The 17,414-nt window shown below is 61.2% G+C and carries 13 protein-coding genes, 1 tRNA gene and 2 pseudogenes; 11 read left to right on the forward strand and 5 right to left on the reverse strand.

Features of this window, described 5'->3' with window-relative positions:
* Positions 1-69 precede the first annotated feature (69 nt).
* The 3 genes from NGM99_RS11320 to NGM99_RS11330 all read right to left on the reverse strand — a co-directional run bounded on the left by NGM99_RS11320 (position 70) and on the right by NGM99_RS11330 (position 5,983).
* Positions 70-447 carry a response regulator gene (locus NGM99_RS11320; RefSeq protein WP_252818961.1) on the reverse strand — a complete coding sequence of 126 codons (378 nt, stop codon included), beginning with the start codon at positions 445-447 and terminating at the stop codon, positions 70-72.
* The gene (locus tag NGM99_RS11325) at positions 440-4,948 is read right to left on the reverse strand and encodes a PAS domain-containing protein (protein WP_252818963.1); all 4,509 of its coding nucleotides are present in this window, start codon (positions 4,946-4,948) and stop codon (positions 440-442) included. Before NGM99_RS11325 ends, NGM99_RS11320 begins: the two co-directional genes overlap by 8 nt.
* Positions 4,949-5,770: 822 nt before the next feature.
* Positions 5,771-5,983, reverse strand: a complete 213-nt coding sequence (locus NGM99_RS11330; RefSeq protein ID WP_252818965.1) for a hypothetical protein — start codon at positions 5,981-5,983, stop codon at positions 5,771-5,773.
* Between the two features lie 894 nt (positions 5,984-6,877).
* Here NGM99_RS11330 and NGM99_RS11335 point away from each other — a divergent pair.
* The 11 genes and pseudogenes from NGM99_RS11335 to NGM99_RS11385 all read left to right on the forward strand — a co-directional run bounded on the left by NGM99_RS11335 (position 6,878) and on the right by NGM99_RS11385 (position 16,251).
* Positions 6,878-7,690, forward strand: a complete 813-nt coding sequence (locus NGM99_RS11335; RefSeq protein ID WP_252818967.1) for a DUF1206 domain-containing protein — start codon at positions 6,878-6,880, stop codon at positions 7,688-7,690.
* A gap of 513 nt (positions 7,691-8,203) precedes the next feature.
* Positions 8,204-9,118 (forward strand): PAS domain S-box protein, encoded by a 915-nt coding sequence (locus NGM99_RS11340; RefSeq protein ID WP_252818968.1) that lies wholly within the window; start codon positions 8,204-8,206, stop codon positions 9,116-9,118.
* Between the two features lie 15 nt (positions 9,119-9,133).
* Positions 9,134-9,880, forward strand: a pseudogene (locus tag NGM99_RS11345) (GAF domain-containing protein); the annotation flags it as partial.
* Positions 9,881-9,892: 12 nt separating this feature from the next.
* Complete coding sequence (locus NGM99_RS11350) at positions 9,893-10,243, forward strand: PAS domain-containing protein (protein WP_289852458.1); 351 nt, start codon at positions 9,893-9,895, stop codon at positions 10,241-10,243.
* Positions 10,182-11,309, forward strand: a complete 1,128-nt coding sequence (locus NGM99_RS11355) for a GAF domain-containing protein (RefSeq protein WP_252818969.1) — start codon at positions 10,182-10,184, stop codon at positions 11,307-11,309. Before NGM99_RS11350 ends, NGM99_RS11355 begins: the two co-directional genes overlap by 62 nt.
* A gap of 30 nt (positions 11,310-11,339) precedes the next feature.
* A complete protein-coding gene (locus NGM99_RS11360) occupies positions 11,340-12,221 on the forward strand; it encodes a sensor histidine kinase (protein ID WP_252818970.1) in 882 nt (293 codons plus the stop codon).
* Positions 12,214-12,582, forward strand: coding sequence for a response regulator (locus tag NGM99_RS11365; RefSeq protein WP_252818971.1), 369 nt, complete (start codon positions 12,214-12,216; stop codon positions 12,580-12,582). Before NGM99_RS11360 ends, NGM99_RS11365 begins: the two co-directional genes overlap by 8 nt.
* Positions 12,575-12,904, forward strand: a complete 330-nt coding sequence (locus NGM99_RS11370) for a DUF6894 family protein (RefSeq protein WP_252818972.1) — start codon at positions 12,575-12,577, stop codon at positions 12,902-12,904. Before NGM99_RS11365 ends, NGM99_RS11370 begins: the two co-directional genes overlap by 8 nt.
* Positions 12,905-13,210: 306 nt before the next feature.
* Positions 13,211-14,230, forward strand: coding sequence for a PAS domain S-box protein (locus tag NGM99_RS11375; RefSeq protein ID WP_252818973.1), 1,020 nt, complete (start codon positions 13,211-13,213; stop codon positions 14,228-14,230).
* Between the two features lie 219 nt (positions 14,231-14,449).
* A complete protein-coding gene (locus NGM99_RS11380) occupies positions 14,450-14,629 on the forward strand; it encodes a hypothetical protein (RefSeq protein WP_252818974.1) in 180 nt (59 codons plus the stop codon).
* A gap of 653 nt (positions 14,630-15,282) precedes the next feature.
* Positions 15,283-16,251, forward strand: coding sequence for a dihydrodipicolinate synthase family protein (locus NGM99_RS11385; protein ID WP_252818975.1), 969 nt, complete (start codon positions 15,283-15,285; stop codon positions 16,249-16,251).
* Between the two features lie 142 nt (positions 16,252-16,393).
* On the opposite strand, the pseudogene NGM99_RS11390 reads toward NGM99_RS11385, so the two are convergent.
* Together NGM99_RS11390 and NGM99_RS11395 are read right to left on the reverse strand one after the other, a co-directional pair.
* Positions 16,394-16,667: pseudogene (locus NGM99_RS11390) on the reverse strand (aldehyde dehydrogenase (NADP(+))); the annotation flags it as partial.
* A gap of 376 nt (positions 16,668-17,043) precedes the next feature.
* Positions 17,044-17,120 (reverse strand) — tRNA-Arg (locus NGM99_RS11395).
* Positions 17,121-17,414 lie beyond the last annotated feature (294 nt).

The raw sequence follows: 17,414 nt of genomic DNA on the forward strand, positions 1-17,414 counted from the left end.
GGGCAGGCGTGACACCGGGCAAGCGCCGTCGGCATGGGTCCTCGAAATCGTGCGGCCCTGGCATTCGCACTATGCTCTGATCTTCAGGATATCCTCGACGCTTGCCACCAGCAGGTGATCGTCCATGCCCTTCTCCACCCGGCGAACATGCTGCCAGCATGATGGCAGGTCGCTTTCGTTGTAGCCCGTGCTGAACAGGAAGGGGATGCCGCGGCGGTCGAGCTTTTCCGCCACGGGATAGCTCCATTCGCCGCCGAGATTGATGTCGAGAACGGCCGCATCGAGGCTGGGCTCCTTGTCGATCAGAGCGAGCGCGTCCGAGACCGAGGCAACAGGGCCGACGACGGTGAGGCCCTCCTCGACGAGCATGCGGCGGAGTTCCTGGGCAAGAAAGTATTCGTCCTCGACAATGAGGACGCGCGAGCCACGAAGCGATGGTTCAGTCATCGTCTTCTGCCTTTCCTGCGGATTTTTCCGAAACGGCGAGCGCGATCGTACAGCGAACGCCGTCGTCTTCCATGACGTATGTTGTTCTGGCGCCCAGTTGGTAAGGCAAGGCACGCTCGATCAATTGCCGTCCCGCGCCGCCACCTTGAGCAGGAGCATCCTTGGGTGGCATCGCCACGCCATGCTCGCGCCAATCGACATAGAGCCAGGGCTGGCCCGCCTCCCGGCCGAGGCTCCATTCGACGCTCAGCCGACCGCTTATTTCACCGTTCTGCTCTTTGAGCGCGCCATACTTCACGGCATTGGTCGCAAGCTCGTGAAGTGCCAGCGCGAAGGTCTGCACGGTCGACGAGCGCAGGAGTACGCCGCCCGGCCCGTTCAGCGTTACGCGCCCCTTTTCCTTCGCCAAGGGCCCGAGCGCCTCGATCTCCGTCCGGATCAGTTCGTCGAAGGTGATGCGATTTTCCCCGCTTAGGCGCGACAGGAGGTTCTGCACACGGGTCAGGGCCGCCATCCGGTCGCGAAACCGCGGCGCGAAGTCGGAAAGGTTTTCGCTAGTCCGCAACATCTGTTCGCTGACCGCACGCACCACGCCCATCAGGTTCTTCGTACGGTGCTGAAGCTCGGCAACGAGAACCGCCATGCGGTCCTCGCTCTCGCGGCGCGCCGTGGTCTCGACCATGGCACCGATCATGCGGATCGGCTGGTTCTGGGTATCGTAGAAGAAGCGTCCTCGGGCGTTCAGCCAGTGGACCGATCCATCGGGATGGAGCACGCGGAACTCACGTACATATTCCTCACGCGTTTCCATGGCACGATGAAGCGCGGCTTCGGTTTCGGCACGATCCTCTGGATGAATGGGCGCGGCCCACGTCTCGTAGCTCGGCGTGACGCCGTTGACAGGGTAGCCTTCCATGCGGAAGTGCTCCGCAGACCAATCGATTTCGCCCGTCCGCATGTTCCAGTCCCACAAGCCGACCTGCGCGACATCCATCGCGCTGCGCAGGCGCCCCTCGCTTTCGATCAACCGTGCTTCGACCGCCTTGCTTTCGGTGATGTCGCGCCCGATGCCGCAGATGCGGATGATGCGGCCCGTGCCGTCATAGATCGGAAAATCGGTGTTGCGCAGCCAGCGCACCTGCCCATCGACCGGCCGCCGGATCCGGTACTCGAACGAAACGCGCTCGCCACCCCCGACCTTTCGGATCATGTCGAGAGCGCGTTCCCGGTCATCCGGCACGATCAGCTCGGCCCAGTTACGGAAATTATTGCCCGTCAGCGCGTCCTCCCGCGACAGGCCGTAGATCGTTTCGAAAGCCGGCGTCAGGTACTCCCAGGACAGTGTCTCGGCATCCCTAATCCACAGCACATCCTGCGAAGCCTTACCGAACTGGCGAAAACGCTCCTCGCTCCCACGCAGCGCCACCTCCGCACGCGCCCGCTCGGCCGCTGCCCAAGTGCGCTCGGCGACCTCCTGGACGAGCACCACCTCATCGTCGGACCAGTCTCGCGCCTCGATGCAATGCACGCCGAACTCGGCCATGAGCCGCCCGCCCTTGGCAAGGGGCGCGACGATGGCGGCGCGCACACCGGCCTTTTGCCACGCGGCTCGCTCTGCCGCGCCAAAAGCCGGATCGCGATCGACGTCCCTGACCACAAGCGGTTCGCCGCGATAGCGGGCAGCCATCGTGTGCGCGCCGAACGGGTCGAAGGTAAAGCGGTCCGGGAATCTGGCGACGAGCGGCTGATCGTCAGCCGATTGGCGGACGAACTGGACGCGTATCCTTCCCGCCTCGGTGCCATGTTCGCCCTCGACTTCGGCATACATCGTACGGTCGACACCGAGGTGCTCCGCCACCAGCCGCGTGGTGGTCGTTTGAACGTCGTACGCGTCGGGGATCAGGCGCAGAGCGTCGCTGAGCTTGAGCAGAAAGGCCTGCCGTTCCTGAAGTTCCCGCAGTTCCCGCTCGGCTTCGACCCGGTCCGTAATATCGATGGAAGCGCCGACATGGCCAGCGTAGTTCTTATTGGCGTCCAGAAGCGGCCGCGCATGGTTCTCGAACCAGCGCCAAGTCCCATCATGGCGTTCGATGCGACTGGTTTTTTGCCACGCCCGCTCGGCTTGGACGGCCGCGAGATAGTCGGCCACGTGGGCCGGGGCTTCGTCGGGATGGAATAGCCTCTGCCAGCCACCGCCACGGATCTCATCCGCGGACTTGCCGGTAAAGTCGAGAAAGTTGCGATTGATGAACAGGTTCTCTCCCTTGGCATCGTTGCGCCAGATCAGTGCAGGCGCCGTGTCGGCCAAGGTGCGGAACTGCTCCTCGCTTTCACGAAGAGCCGCTTCGATCTGCTTGCGGCGGGTTATGTTGGTGAAGAGGATCGCAACGCGGTTGCCGTCTCGATCTAACGTGAAGATGTTCAGGTCAAAGGTACGGCCAAGCATATGCTCCGTTTCCTCGATACGGATCGGCTCCCCCGTATCCAGCGCCTTGCCGTAAAGCTCAGTCCAGCGCTGATTGGGCGTCCCAAGCAGTTCTGTCGCTGTCTTGCCGACAGGGTAAGGCATTGATGTGTGTTCCATGAAGGCGGGATTCGCATCAAGAAAGCGAAAATCCACCCAATGGCCGGCGTCGTCCTTGAGCATCTCAACGACCGCATACGCCTCGTCCATGGATTCAAAGAGGGCACGATATTTCTCTTCGCTTGCGCGTAAAGCCGCCTCGGCATGCTTGCGGGCGTCGATGTTGATATTCATCCCGGCCCACTTCTCGACCTTGCCGCTTGCATCGAGCACTGGCGCTGCGAGAATGTTCGTCCAGTGCCATCCGCCATCTGGGGACCGAAGACGGAATTCCGCGTTGACCGGCTCGCGAGCGGCGATTGCCTCGCGCCATCGTCGCTCGGCATAGGCGCGATCATCGGGATGGATGGCATCCAACCATCCTTCGCCACGCCACTGTTCGAAAGTCTGCCCGGTATAGGCACGCCAGCTTGGGCTGTCGGCAGTGATCACGCCATCGGCATCGGTTTCCCACATCGTCTGGGTCCAGCTGTCGATCAAAAGGCGGTGTCTTGCCTCGCTCTCGCGCAGGGCCGCCTCGGCCCGGGCGCGCTCGACAGCAGTCCAGATGCGCTCGGCGGCATCCTCAACGAGCGAGACGTCCTGCGCGGTCCACTCGCGCCTGCGCCTGTCATGCACGCTGAGCGTCATAACCAGCCGGCCAGCTTTGACGCGCGGCACGGTGATCGCCGCTTGCAACCCGGTACTTCGCAGGAATTCCTTTTCTTCTTCCGATATCCTGGGATCATGCGCGACCTCGGTCAGCACCACCGTGTGGCCGGAACGGATCAGGCCTGCCAGCCTGTCGCCATAGACCTTCACCGGGAAGCGGCGGACCATCGGCGATCCGAAGCGGACGGATTCTCCGCGCAGTTCGGCAATCTCCGCGCCCGGAAGGTCGTCGACGATCGCCGCATACTGAGCGCGGCTCGCCTGCAATTCTTCGACCAGAACCCGGCAGGCTGCCTCCGCAACCGCGCCGGGATCGCTGAGGGGTTGTAGCCTGTCGCTCAGCTCCAGGAGAAACGCCTGCCGCCTCTCACTCTGTCGCAACACCTCGTTTGCGCGTTTCTGATCGGTGATGTCGAGGTGAGCACCGACCAGCCGCACCGCCTTGCCGTCCGTGTCTCTCGTGATGTCGGCACGCGCGCGGATCCAGCGGACCGCGCCATCCGATGGGCGAATGATGCGATATTCGCTGTCGTAGCTCGTCCCGTCGCCGTTCAACGCAACGCGCAATTGTGCTTCGGCATTCGCGCGGTCCGCAGGATGCACCCGCTCGCGCCACTTCTCGTGCGTTTCCTGCCGCGGGGTCGGCGGCAATCCGTGGAGGCGCAGATATTCGGGCGACCGCCAGCTGGTCATGTTGTCGGCGATATCGATGTCGAGCCCGCCAACCTCGCCGATGCGCTGCACCCGCTCCAAGTCCGCTTCGCGCACACGCAGTGTCGCTTCCGCCCGGTCGGCGCGGAGCTTATCAGAGGCATCGACCACAACGCCCAAAAGGCCGGCGACTGCGCCGCTTTCGTCGCGCAATGGCGAGAAGGAGAAGGTCCACCAACCTCCCTCACTATGCCCATCCCGCGTCGTCACCAGCGGCAGGGCATCGAAGGCGATGGCCTCGCCAGCCTGGATCCTCTCGGCGAGCCGCTTGATCTCGTTCCACAGGCTGGGCCACGCCATATCGAGCGGCATGCCGAGCGCGTGTGGATGATAGTCTCCCAGGATAGCGGCGCAGGCATTGTTATAGAAAAGGATGCGCTCCGGTCCCCAGGCAAGCATCATCGCCTGGCGGGATGCGAGCGAGAGATCGACAATCGTCTTCAGGCATTGCGGCCAAGTTCCAACGCTCCCGAGCGGGGTCGCTGACCAATCCTGCCCGCGTACGCGGCGAGCCATCTCTCCATCGCCGATCGGCCATGCTTCGCTGCTCGCCATCACCCTTCCCATCAGAAGCGGATTCTGGAATCATCGACAGCGCTCGACCGTCCAATTCAGCCAGATGCGGACGGCTCCGCCTTTGGCGGAGAGCACGATCACGGTGTCGCCGCACCAACATTCATCAAGACACCGACACCAAGATCGCACGGTGTAGAGCCGTCTCCGAACGACGCCGGCGACGATCCGTCTTGCTCAGTGTCGCTGGATGACGAGCCCACCGCAAGTTCGGAGTTGATGACCAGGATCGCTGATCTTCTTCTGGGATCTCTCATAAACGCGTCATCTTGACGGGGATGTTCGGCGTCCCGCACTGCCGCGTCCTGAAACCGCGACAGGTTTCCAGACCGGAAGGGGCGTCATGCAAGGGCACCCCACGCTCGTGACGAGGGTCGGAACAACCTTGTCGGCCGCAATAGGGTGACCGAACTCAAGGATCGAATTTCGATCCCATCTAATCGGCTCAAGAGGGCGCTGGCCGCAAGACTGTGCCGTTATTCGCCGTAAGGAAGAAAGCGACAGGCAAGAGCCCAGGGTCGGATCATTCCATGATGGCGGCGCAGGCCCTGGAATTGGCTTCCGGATGGCATGTGATTTCGGCGTCAAGGGGTCTCGATAAGGAACGCGACCTGCCGTGCAGGCCATTGCTCACCTCGACAAGACAACCTGCTTTCGGCTCGCCGGCCGACGCGGCTCCGTTAGCAAGCCGCATCGCGAGGATCGGTCTCGGGTGTGGAAGGCGTAACGTTTCATTCCGCAATATGAGGCGCGTGGAAAGGCTCGATCTCTTGCGAATATCCTACGTCCTTTCGACCTATGCACTTAGGGTGCGTCGAGAACATCGGTGATTTCGGCATAGGTGCACTTCAGCAGAGCGGCTATCTCCGTCAGACCACGCCCCATGCCGGATAGGCGCAGGATCTCATCCTTGCGGCTTCGCTGTTGGAATGGTGAGACACCGATCGATCGACGCAGATATTCAGGCACCTGATCCTGTGCGTCTTCCAGGTGAGCGGGAATCTGTCTGCTTGCCATGGGTTCCCTCCTTCCCACTCTCAGCCGCAAGGTCGCATGGCCCGGTGATCGCGCCACAACATAGATCAAGGACGCATCAGCTTGGTTCGCGGCGAAACGAGTTTTCACTTCGCGACGAATTTGGCAGCCTCGACGTGAGATGGCCGGTAGTCAACGTCCCCTTCCCCAGCCTTGCTGCAACAAGCCCCTCTTCACGCTTTGTATGAAACTTGCAGCCGGTCCGAAGCGTGTCTCGAAACGAGACATTGCTCGGAGAGGTGCAGGCAGATGACGAAGCGGACACGTGAAAACCTGACTCTGGTCGGTTTGGGTGTCTTTACCTTGATGGGTCTCGCTGGGCTGACCGCCCTCGTTATCCTCGCAGACTTCTAACTTTCAGCCTGTCGGCACGGACCCTCCGCTCGAAGGTCCCGGCACAAGAGTTGCACCCTCTCTTTTCGTTGTCTCGAAACGAGACAGCATCTGGGAGGAATTGCCATGTCAAACGAATCTAAACATGCGCTTCAGGCCGCAGCTCTCGGTCTTCTGACGCTTGGCGGGGTCCTGCTTTACGCGGCAATGATTACAGGACGCGTCTGAGGGCGACAGGCGGACCGCGTTCGCCACCAAGTATTCCGAGGATCGGAACCGTCGAACTTACGAACAGGGTCTGGGATTGAGCCGGCAACGCGTGTCGGGTTCAAGTCGAGATTGACCGAAGGTTGCGGTCCCGTTTTCAGGCTCCACCTCGACCTGCATTTCTCACTTCTGCGCTTCCCGCTTGCTGTCTCCGATGTGCTCGCGCCTGCGAGCGCAGCGGATCATTTGGGCAGTTCGCGTGTTTACCAATGCCATTTGCCGGCTTCGGCTTGAAGCGAGGGAGACGAACTGTTGCAGCGTGGAACAGCCACACATTTGGCTCGCGTCGGCTATGCGGCCCGAGGGGTTGTCTATCTGGTGCTTGGAGGACTGGCGTCCGTCGCAGCTCTCGGCTCGGGCGGAGCCGTCACCGACACGCAGGGTGTTTTTCAGGAGATCATTTCACAACCGTTCGGGGAGTTCCTTCTCGCCATCGTGGCCTTCGGTCTCCTCTGCTTTGCCCTTTGGCGTGTGGCTCAGTCCCTCTTCGATGCCGACCGGCTCGGCACTGACGGCAAGGCCGTGTTGCGGCGGATAAGCTGCGGTGTCAGCGCGATCATGAACGGCGCTCTCGCCGTTTCAGCGGCCGGAATTGTTCTGGGCAATGCGACTTCGGGGAACGGAGAAAGTTCTGCACAGGACTGGACCGCAACACTGATGGCGGCTCCCTTCGGGCGCTGGCTCGTCGCTGCCGTAGGGCTTGCGATTGTGGGTACGGGATTTGCTCTGGGCTGGAAAGCCGTGAAGGGCGATGTGCTGAAACATCTTGAGCTGGGTGCGCGGCAGCGCCGGTGGGCCGGGCTTATGGGAAAAGCAGGCTATGTCGCCCGCGGTCTTGTGTTCCTCATTATCGGAGGCTTCCTGATGCTGGCGGCCCTTCATGCCAATCCTGCGGAGGCGACCGGGCTGACGGGGGCCTTGAGGGCTCTCGCAGATCAACCCTATGGATGGCTGTTGTTCGCGTTCACAGCATTGGGTCTCTTTGCCTTTGGTGCCTTCCAGTTGGTTGTCGCAGCATTCCGCCGGATCGATGCCCCGGACCTCAACGACCTGAGATCAAAGGTCCCAGGCGGCGTGCCGAGCCTCTGAGGTCGGCCGATAGGGGATTGTCGGCCAGTCCCTTTCGACGCCTTTCCAATAGCCCTCCCGCACGCTTCGGATAGCCCGCGCAAGCGATTGGCCTGGGTATCGTTCATGAGACGGCGCGGGATCGGTCCGGGCCGAAACCGGATGTCGTTCTCACGGCTGACTTCATCCGCGATCCGGAAGTCGGGACGCGCTTCGCCTCACTCACGCTCACCTTTGCATTCGCCGGCACAGCACCCGAACTGGCGGCACAATATGTCGGCGCTGCCTTCATCGGCCCAAGCGCAGATATGCTGCCGATCTGCTTGCTGCCCATGGTTGAAGGAGGGCCCAAAGCTTTCGCGGTGTGATAGGCTTGATGGAGCGATGCCTTACGTTTCAAATCCAAACTGCCAGCGGGAACTGCGTGTCTCCAAAGCTGTCATTTGTTGCGGTCGGCTTGGCGATCCTATGCGCAGCTGGGCTGAAGCGGAGCAGGGCTGAATGGATCAATTTTGGCCTCCAGGCGACGGCGAGATGGCGCGTCTCATCCGCAAGCAGGATTGGGCAGCAACACCGCTCGGCCCCGTCACCCGCTGGCCGCAGAGCCTGAAGACCATCGTCGAGCTGATGCTCGGCTCGCCCAGCATGATGAGCCTCGTCTGGGGTCCAAACGCGATCCATCTCTACAATGACCGCTTCGCCGATCTCCTCCACGAGCACCGCACGCTCGCGCTGGGACGATCGGCGTTCGAGACCTTTGCCCGCTCGCGCGATGTCTTTGCCGACGACGTGGCTGCCGGCATGGCCGGCAGATCCGCGCGACTTCTCGCGCAACGCTATCCGGTTTTTCGGGAGGGCCGGCTGCAGGATGCATGGTTCGATGTGGATTATGCCCCCGTCCACGATGAAACGGGACAGGTTGCCGGCGTTCTTTGGACACTTAAAGAGATAACGCAGCACGTGTTGATGCAAAATGCTCTGCGGCTCAGCGAGGCAAGGCACCGCCTTCTGATCGAGAACTGGCCCCAGGCGGTTTGGGAAACCGATGCCGACGGCGTCGTTGTTTCCGACAGTCCCAGCTGGCGTGCCTATACCGGGCAAACCCTTGAAGAGTGGCTCCGCTACGGGTGGCTCAACGCCATCCATCCCGATGATCGCGACCATACCGAGCAGCAATGGCGCGAGGCGATCACAGAGCGCACTCCTGTCGATGCCGAGTTCCGTCTGCGTGCTCCAGATGGCGGGTGGCGATGGACCAATGTGCGCGCGGCTCCCGTGCTCGATACCAAAGGACGGATCGAAAAGTGGGCCGGGATGAACATCGACATCGATGCCCGCAAGCGCGCCGAGGCGGCATTGCGCGAGAGCGAGGACAAGTACCGCACCTTGTTTGAGAGCATCGACGAAGGGTTCTGCGTCTTGGAAGTTCTGTACGATAAGGGAGGCTAGCCGCGAGATTGCCGCTACGTCCAGGTCAATCCGGCCTTTCTCAAGCAGACCGGACAAGACGATCCCACCGGCAAGCTCGGTAGCGATTATGTGCCGGCTTCCGCTCCGACGTGGCTCGCAACCTATGATGCGGTCGTTCGCTCAGGCGATCCGGTTCGGTTCGAGCAATATCATCCCGACAGTGGCCGGTGGTACTCCGTTTACGCTTCCATCATTGGAGAGCGGGGCAGCCGCCTGGTCGCCAGCGTGTTTGCAGACGTGACCGAACGCAAGCGTGCTGAGGCGACGCTACGCGAGAGCGAGGAAAGGCAAGCGTTTATCCTCGCCTTAAGTGATGCGCTTCGTGCAGAGCCCACCGTCGATGCCGTTGCGAACCGTGCCATTCGGTTGCTGTCCGATCATATGGCGCTCGATCGATCCTACATCACCTTCTACAGGCCCGAAGATGATAAGGCGGACTTTCCGTACCAAATCGGCAACGACACGGTTCCACCTCTCCCGTCCAGTGTCAGACTATCCGATTTTCCCGAGGCTTACGAACAGGTCCTCGAAAAGACGTTCGTAATTAATGACAACCTCGAAAGGCATGGCCTGTCGGAAGCAGAGCGCACCAATAGCGAAGCTCTGGGGATGCGAGCGATGCTTGCCTCGACGATACGTAAAGGCGCGGGCAACCCACTCTGTTCGATGGTTGCGGTCTCGTCTCGTCCAAGACACTGGAGTTCTGCAGAAATCGCACTTGTCGAGGACGTAGCGGAGCGCGCGTGGGCGGCTATGGAGCGCGCGCGCACTGAAGCAGCGTTGCGCGAGAGCGAAGAAAAGTACCGCACTGTATTCGAGTCGATCGACGAAGGGTTTCTGATCCATGAGATGGTACGGAACGAGTGGGGTCAGGTCGTCGATTATCGTTTGCTTGAAGCCAACCCAGCTCACCAACGCACAACGGGGTTGCCACCCGAAACCGTCGGCAAACTCGGCAGCGAGTTCATGCCCAATGTCGAACCGTACTGGCTGGAACTCTTCCATCGGGTATCCAACTTTCGGCATCGCGGAGCGCGCCGAGATGTACAATGCGCCAACCTCCCGATGGTACAACGTCCAGGCTTCGCCCGTTCGTGGACATGACCGCATCGCCATTGTCTTCGATGACGTCACCGAGCGTACGCGGGCAGAAGCTGCCCTGCGCGACAGCGAGGAGCGGCAAGCGTTCCTGCTCAAGCTCAGCGACGCGCTGCGGCCACTGGCCGGACCTGCCGAAATTCAGGCCGCTGCGGGCCGCGTGTTGGGTGAGCAATTGCGGGTCAACCGCGCCTTCTACGTCGAGGATGAGGACAGCAAGTGGGAGGCCGTGAACGTTGTGACCCTTTTCGAGCACGACGTCGCGCAGCCGCTTGCCGGCACGCACCCGGCAGAGTCGCTGGGCCGCTGGATCATCGATGAGTTCCGTGCGGGGCGGCGGCTGGTCGTTCGCGACGTACGCGCCGACGACCGGTACGAGCCGGCCCAGCGCGTGATCAACGAGGCGTTGAACGTCATCGGCTCCGTCGGCGTGCCGCTGATAAAGCGTGGGGAGCTAGTCGCCGTCCTCGTCGTCCAGACCGCAGCCCCGCGCGACTGGATGGAACACGAACTGAAGTTAATCGAGGAGGCGGCTGAGCGCATATGGGCTGCCGTCGACCGCGCGCGGGCAGCGGAGGCGTTGCGCGAGAGCCAAGCCTTGCGCCGCATCGCGCTGAAAGGCGGCGGCATGGGTGCATGGCGATGGGACCTCGACAAGCGCCTGATCTGGGGCGACGCCAAGTTCCTGGCACTATGGGGCTTGCCACCATCCGATGACCTCCACGCGCTTTCCCGCTTCACGGACCGTATGTCGCCAGAAGGCGCAGCCGAGATGGAGATCATTGTCACGAAAGCTATCGAGGCTGGTGAGGAGTTCGACGGCCAGCTCGCGATTGTCGAAGGGCCGACGGCGGGGCGCTGGATCCGCTGGCGCGGACGTGCTCAGGCAAACAACCCCTTCATGCTCCACGGTGTGACTTTCGACGTAACGGAGCAAAGACGAAAAGATGAGGCGCTTCGCGAAAGCGAGGCGCTACGCCGCGTTGCGCTGGACAGCGGCGGGATGGGCGCTTGGACGTGGGACACCAGGACCAACACGGTGCGAGCCGACACGGTCGTCCAGAAGCTTTGAGGCGTCTCGACCGACGAACAGCCCCACGCCGTGTCGCTGTACGCCGACCTCATGCACCCCGAGGGCGCAATGTGGTTGGCCGATGTGGCTCTCAAGAATATCGCGCCTGGTGAGGAGTTCCACACCCAGGTGCAAGTGGCCAGAGGTCCGACATCCAGTCGATGGGTGGAGCTGCGCGGCCGTGCCGAACTGGCCACACCCTGGATCATCAACGGCGTCAGCTTCGATGTCACCGAACAGAAGCTTGCCGACCAGAAACTGCGCGCAAGCGAAGAAAGACTTCAGGTGCTTGTCGCCGAGCTTCAGCACCGCACGCGCAATCTGATGGGCGTGGTGCGCTCCATGGCCGACCGGACCTTGCGGCGCAGCACGAGCCTGGATGATTTCACGCCAGCCTTCAAGGACAGGTTGCTGGCGCTGGCCCGCGTGCAAGGCCTCCTTTCGCGCATGAACACGTGGGAGCGCATCACCTTCGATGAGCTCATCCGCACCGAGCTCATGGCGCTCGATGCGGAAAGCGAGCGTGTCGTGCTCGACGGGCCGGCAAACGTCATGCTGCGCTCGTCCACCGTGCAGACATTCTCCATGGCGCTGCATGAGCTTGCCACCAATGCCTTGAAATACGGTGCGCTTAAACAGGAAGCGGGACGGCTCTTGATCAGTTGGCAGCTTGAAATCTCGGGCGAAGGTGGTGTGCCCTGGCTTCATGTCGACTGGCGAGAATGCGGTGTCGCCATGCCCCCCGAAGGCGCGCCCGCCCAAGGCGGCGGATTGGGGCGAGAGCTGATCGAACGGGCCCTTCCCCACCAACTCGGTGCCAGGACAACCTATGTCATGGAGCCCAACGGCGTGCACTGTACGATCAGCTTGCCTGTGTCGGAACGAACAAGGGCGGAAACAGCAGATGCCTAGCACCGGACTGAGAGGCAGGCGCATCCTCGTCATTGAAGACGAGTACATGCTTGCCGACGACTTGAGACGGGCTTTCGAGGAGCAAGGCAGCACCGTTGTCGGCCCCGTTGGCAATGTCGGGGACGCATTAAGGAAAATAGCCATTGAGACTGAAATCGATGCAGCCGTGCTCGACCTCAACCTTGGCGGCGAGCTTGCATTTTCCGTGGCTGACGCGCTTGTCGCCCGTGGCGTGCCGCTTGTGATCACGACAGGCTACAGCGAGCGCGATATTCCTGAGCGTCTCGCCGAGATCAAGCGATGCGAGAAGCCGGTCGATCCCGACAATATCGTCAAGGCCCTCGCCGGAACACTTGTCTGACGCCAACGCCCCATCACCAGCTGAAGCGGTGACCAGGCGCGTCCCCTATCATTTTGCCTATCATTCTCCGTTGGCCTGCCGCATAGCGCCGAGTATGGCCCGATATTTCTTCCACGTCTTCGACGGTGAATGGCGCCCCGACGCGATCGGCGCCGAGTTTGCCGATGTTGAAGCGGCTCGCGCTTACGGACGCGAACTGGTGAGCGACATGCTGGCTGCCGGAACGCTCGTTGAAGCTCTTGCAGGCGCACATGAGTTGATAATCGACAACGACCAAGGCGATCGGATCATGTCGCTGCGGGTCGAGGAACGGCATACGTAAGTCCCAAACATGCGGGACATGAGCTTTGTGCTGGACGCGTGGACACGACCACTGCGCACAGCGTCCGCCGGTTTCCAGGCGATCACCCGCTCCGACGCAGTCGATTGCCTCAGTTGAGACGGGCGCCTCTACCGTGGCTCTTCAAAAAGACAGATATGGCGCCTTCCGGCTTCCCGGCGTCCGATTTCCATGTTGCAGATGTTGCGGAGCCTATCGGCGCAGTGCATTTCATATCAGGCTTGATCAGAGGCTCCCGGTGTCATTTGAGGTTGTCATCGCTGCCTGTCACATCCATCCAGTGAACTCATGACCGACTGTTCCGAAGCCTTGGCGCCCCACGACCCTCTGGCTGCAGCCCGATTGGCAGCGATCGTCGAGTCATCGCATGATGCGATCATCGGCAAGGACCTGAACAGCATCATCCTGTCGTGGAACAGCGCGGCTGAACGCCTTTTCGGCTACAGAGCCGATGAGGCGATTGGCCGTTCCATCACCATGCTGATCCCCGAAGACCTCTTGAGCGAAGAGACCGATATCATCACGCGCATCAAGCGCGGTGAGCGGATCGAAAGCTATGAGACGACACGGCGCCGCAAAGACGGCTCGCTCGTTTCGATCTCCATCACCGTTTCTCCGATCCGCGACGCAAACGGCGAGATCGTGGGGGCATCCAAGTTTGCGCGCGACATCACCGCCACCAAGGAAAGCGAGCGCCGGATCGCTGTCTTGCTGCAAGAGGTCAATCACCGGACCAAGAACCAGTTCACCGTGATCCTTTCCATTCTCAAGGAAGTTGGACGAACCTCGCGAACGGTTGCCGAGTTCGAAGCAGGCATGCGCGACAGAGTGATGGGCCTTGCTCGCTCGCAGGATCTGTTGATTTCCTCGCAATGGGCCGGAGCCAGTCTCCATGAGCTTGTCAGCCAGCAACTCTCACCGTTTGGCAGGCCAGACCAGATCACGCTGTCAGGCCCCCTGGTTCACCTTCAGACCAACGCCGTCCAGTATCTCGGCATGGCTCTGCATGAACTCGGCACGAACTCGGCCAAATATGGCGCGCTTTCTACGCCGGCCGGGCGCGTGAATGCTTCATGGGAACTGCAAAGCGCTTCAGAACCGTGTTTCCGGTTCACGTGGAGCGAAGAAGCGAAGTCGATCGAGGACGACACCCAACCGACATCGCGCATGGGCTTTGGCACCACAGTCCTCGAACGAGTGGCGCCGCTTGCGCTGAGCGGAACAGCCATACGCAGCCGCACGTCCGGCAAGCTCATCTGGACACTCACGGCACCTGCATCGGCGGTTGTTCTCGGCAGCGATAGCTGATCGACAGGCCGGCGAATAACCACACTGCGACCAAGCGCGCTTCGCGTTGAAACCGCTGTCAGAGCTGACCTGGACCGCTCGCTGAGCCGGTCGAGGCTGCGAAAGAATACAGGAGCACCGTGAGCCAGCGAGCAGCAGAAGTGATGGAACTTCCTGCTCTATCTCGTCTTAAGCACGACTTAAGTCTGAAAAGGCTGAGAGGCATGTGGGCGAAGGCGCATGAAGGGTGAGACCGGAACATTGGGCAGCAAAGCCGTCAGGGGACGCGTGCGCGAAGCGATGGAACACGTTTCGCTGTTCCAGGTGGACTTCGACCTTCCCGACCGCTTCAGCCGCCTGCTCGAGCAACTCGACCGCGCGACCTTGCGAGACAGGGAAGAAGACTTGCCCGCTCGGTAACGCTTCATATCGCGCAATGTACCACTTGCAGATTTCCACGCTGAAATCGCCCAGTGGCCACGCTGAGGCATCGACCTGATAAACTTGGCCGCGTCGGTCGCCTGACAACTGAACACGTCGGGGCGCATGCTCAGCATGTGAGGAAGGATCGGTGCGCTTGAGCCGCATGGTCAGGCGGATATCCAGCCATCAAGATCGGACACGCTGATCGCTGGCGTGGATGCCCTCATATGATGCTGTTGAAACTTCAGTCCCTGGCCAGCATCGATGCTTTCGGCGAGTCGAATTCCTGCTCCGACGACAACATGACGGCAGCGTTTAGCATGCTCCCTCTCGGATTCGTGGCTAGGTAACGCTTGGTTGGCGATGGTCTTAGCCGCATCCCACAGAGAAAAGCCCGTTGGTTTTGGCTTCACACCGGGCAAGGCAAGCAAAAAGCCCAACGCCGATTTGGCCCAGCCAATCTTGCATCAAGCCTCACTCCGCGACATAGGTAATCAGAAACCGATAGCCACGAGCAGAACTACTATGCTGCTTTGAGTAGAAGGTGGTGGCTTACTCCCAAATCAGCGTTTGGGTGAGCCATTGCCTGATGCCAGTCTCCGAGCCCACATCCCCCGAATCCACATCCACTGACGCATTTAGAGCCTGAGATGAAACAACCGATCTTTTCCGGAGTCATTCCGGCGCTGATGACGCCCTGCACAAAGGACCGCTCACCGGATTTCGATGCCTTGGTCCGAAAGGCCGAGGAACTCATCGCCAAGGGGATGTCGGCAGTCGTCTATTGCGGCTCGATGGGTGATTGGCCGCTTTTGACGGACGAACAACGAATGGAAGGCGTATCCAAGCTGGTAGACGCCGGAATTCCGGTGATCGTCGGTACCGGGGCGGTCAATACGGCGTCGGCGACGGCGCATGCCGCGCACGCTCAGAAGGCAGGAGCCCAGGGATTGATGGTGATTCCACGCGTGCTTTCGCGCGGTTCGTCGGCCGTCGCCCAGAAAGCGCATTTCAAGGCCATCCTTTCCGCGGCCCCCGATGTTCCGGCCATCATCTACAACAGCCCCTATTATGGCTTTGTGACCCGCGCCGACTTATTTTTCGCCTTGCGCGCAGAGCATCCCAACCTCGTGGGCTTCAAGGAGTTTGGCGGACCCGACGACATGCGCTACGCAGCGGAGTTCATCACCAGCGCCTCGGACGACGTCTCGCTGATGGTTGGCGTCGACACGGCAGTAGTGCACGGATTCATCAACTGCGGAGCGACCGGCGCGATCACGGGCATCGGAAACGTCCTGCCCCGAGAGGTCATCCACCTGTGCGAGCTCTCGCAGGCCGCGGCCAACGGTGATGCCGTGGCCCGCAGGAAGGTGCTCGAGCTCGAGCAGGCGCTTGCCGTTCTCTCCTCCTTCGACGAGGGCCCGGATTTGGTGTTGTATTACAAACATATGATGGTGCTGAAAGGCGATCAGGAATATGCCCTGCACTTCAACGAGAGCGATGCGCTGACAGACAGCCAGCGCGGCTACGTCGAGGCCCAGATGGCCTTGTTCGACAATTGGTATTCGAACTGGTTGAAGAATGACGAAGCGGCTGACTATCGCGGGATAGCAGCCTGATCGGCAGGCCTTTCGCACATCAGGCGCTTTGAGACGGCTCGTTGCGCGCCCCTCGCCGCGCCTGGAATGATCCACGCGGCGAGGCATCCGTTTCTTGCCTCGGACGGACCTTGTTCAGGCACTGCGCTGACCGGAACCAGCGTTAACATCCTCTCCCAGCCCGCTCGGTCATGCGTGCGTCACGGCAAACTGGCACCGTCACTGGATTATCGTTCTTGAGCGCTGCGAGGAGCATATCCTCGGGCATGTCCTGGTAGGAAACCGGGCGCAGGAAGCTGGCAGTGGCAACACTTGCCGACCGAGGTCGAGCGGCTGTCGGAGGTTGCCGGGAATGGCCCGCCATGGACCATGGCATGACTGACCTCGACGCCCGTACCGAACCCGTTCACCAGAAGGCGGCCCGCTTTTTCAGGCAAGTCCATCAACGCTTTTAAACCGGCTAATCTTAGGGCCGACAGAGTATCCGCGGGAACTCCGAAAGGCGATGATTGCGCTGCTACATGAAGCAAAGGTAGCCGACCTAGAGAGCAATGTCGTGACGGCTACGATCCCGCTGCGCCAAAAACCCGTCACGCCTGTCGGATATGCCAGTCCAAAGTCAACGCGATTGCGCGGCTTTTCAACCCGCCCGACTCCCATTCAAACGGACAACTTGTCCACCGCATCTTCCACGCGGATCGATTCGGCTTTCCCGCATGTGTGGCTTCCACTCGCGCCGCGCACATTGGTGAGTGTTTGGTGAGTAATCCCAAAACCTCACAAACACGGATTGCCATAAACCGTCGATCTTGCTGGCGCACCCGACAGGATTCGAACCTGTGACCTCTGCCTTCGGAGGGCAGCGCTCTATCCAGCTGAGCTACGGGTGCGGACGGCTGCATCCTTAGCGCAGAGGTGGAGCGGCGGCAACGGGCGAATCTCGATGAACGGATATGAGGGGCAGGCACAGCACGAGAACGCGGCACGCTCGCCCGGACGGGCTGGCTCTTGAATCCGCATGGCATGGATGAGTGCAGGCAGGATCGCAACAGGACGAGCCCAAGAGGTCTTGGGCACCTCAAGGAGAATGCTCGAAGGCCGTCGCGCTTCGTGCGCCACGGGTGGCGCGAGACGAACAATTGTGTTGCACTGCGCCAGCTGGTGGACGCGTTCGGGAGGAACAG

This window comes from Mesorhizobium liriopis (assembly GCF_024053505.1).
GTDB classification, from domain to species: Bacteria; Pseudomonadota; Alphaproteobacteria; order Rhizobiales; family Rhizobiaceae; genus Mesorhizobium_B; species Mesorhizobium_B liriopis.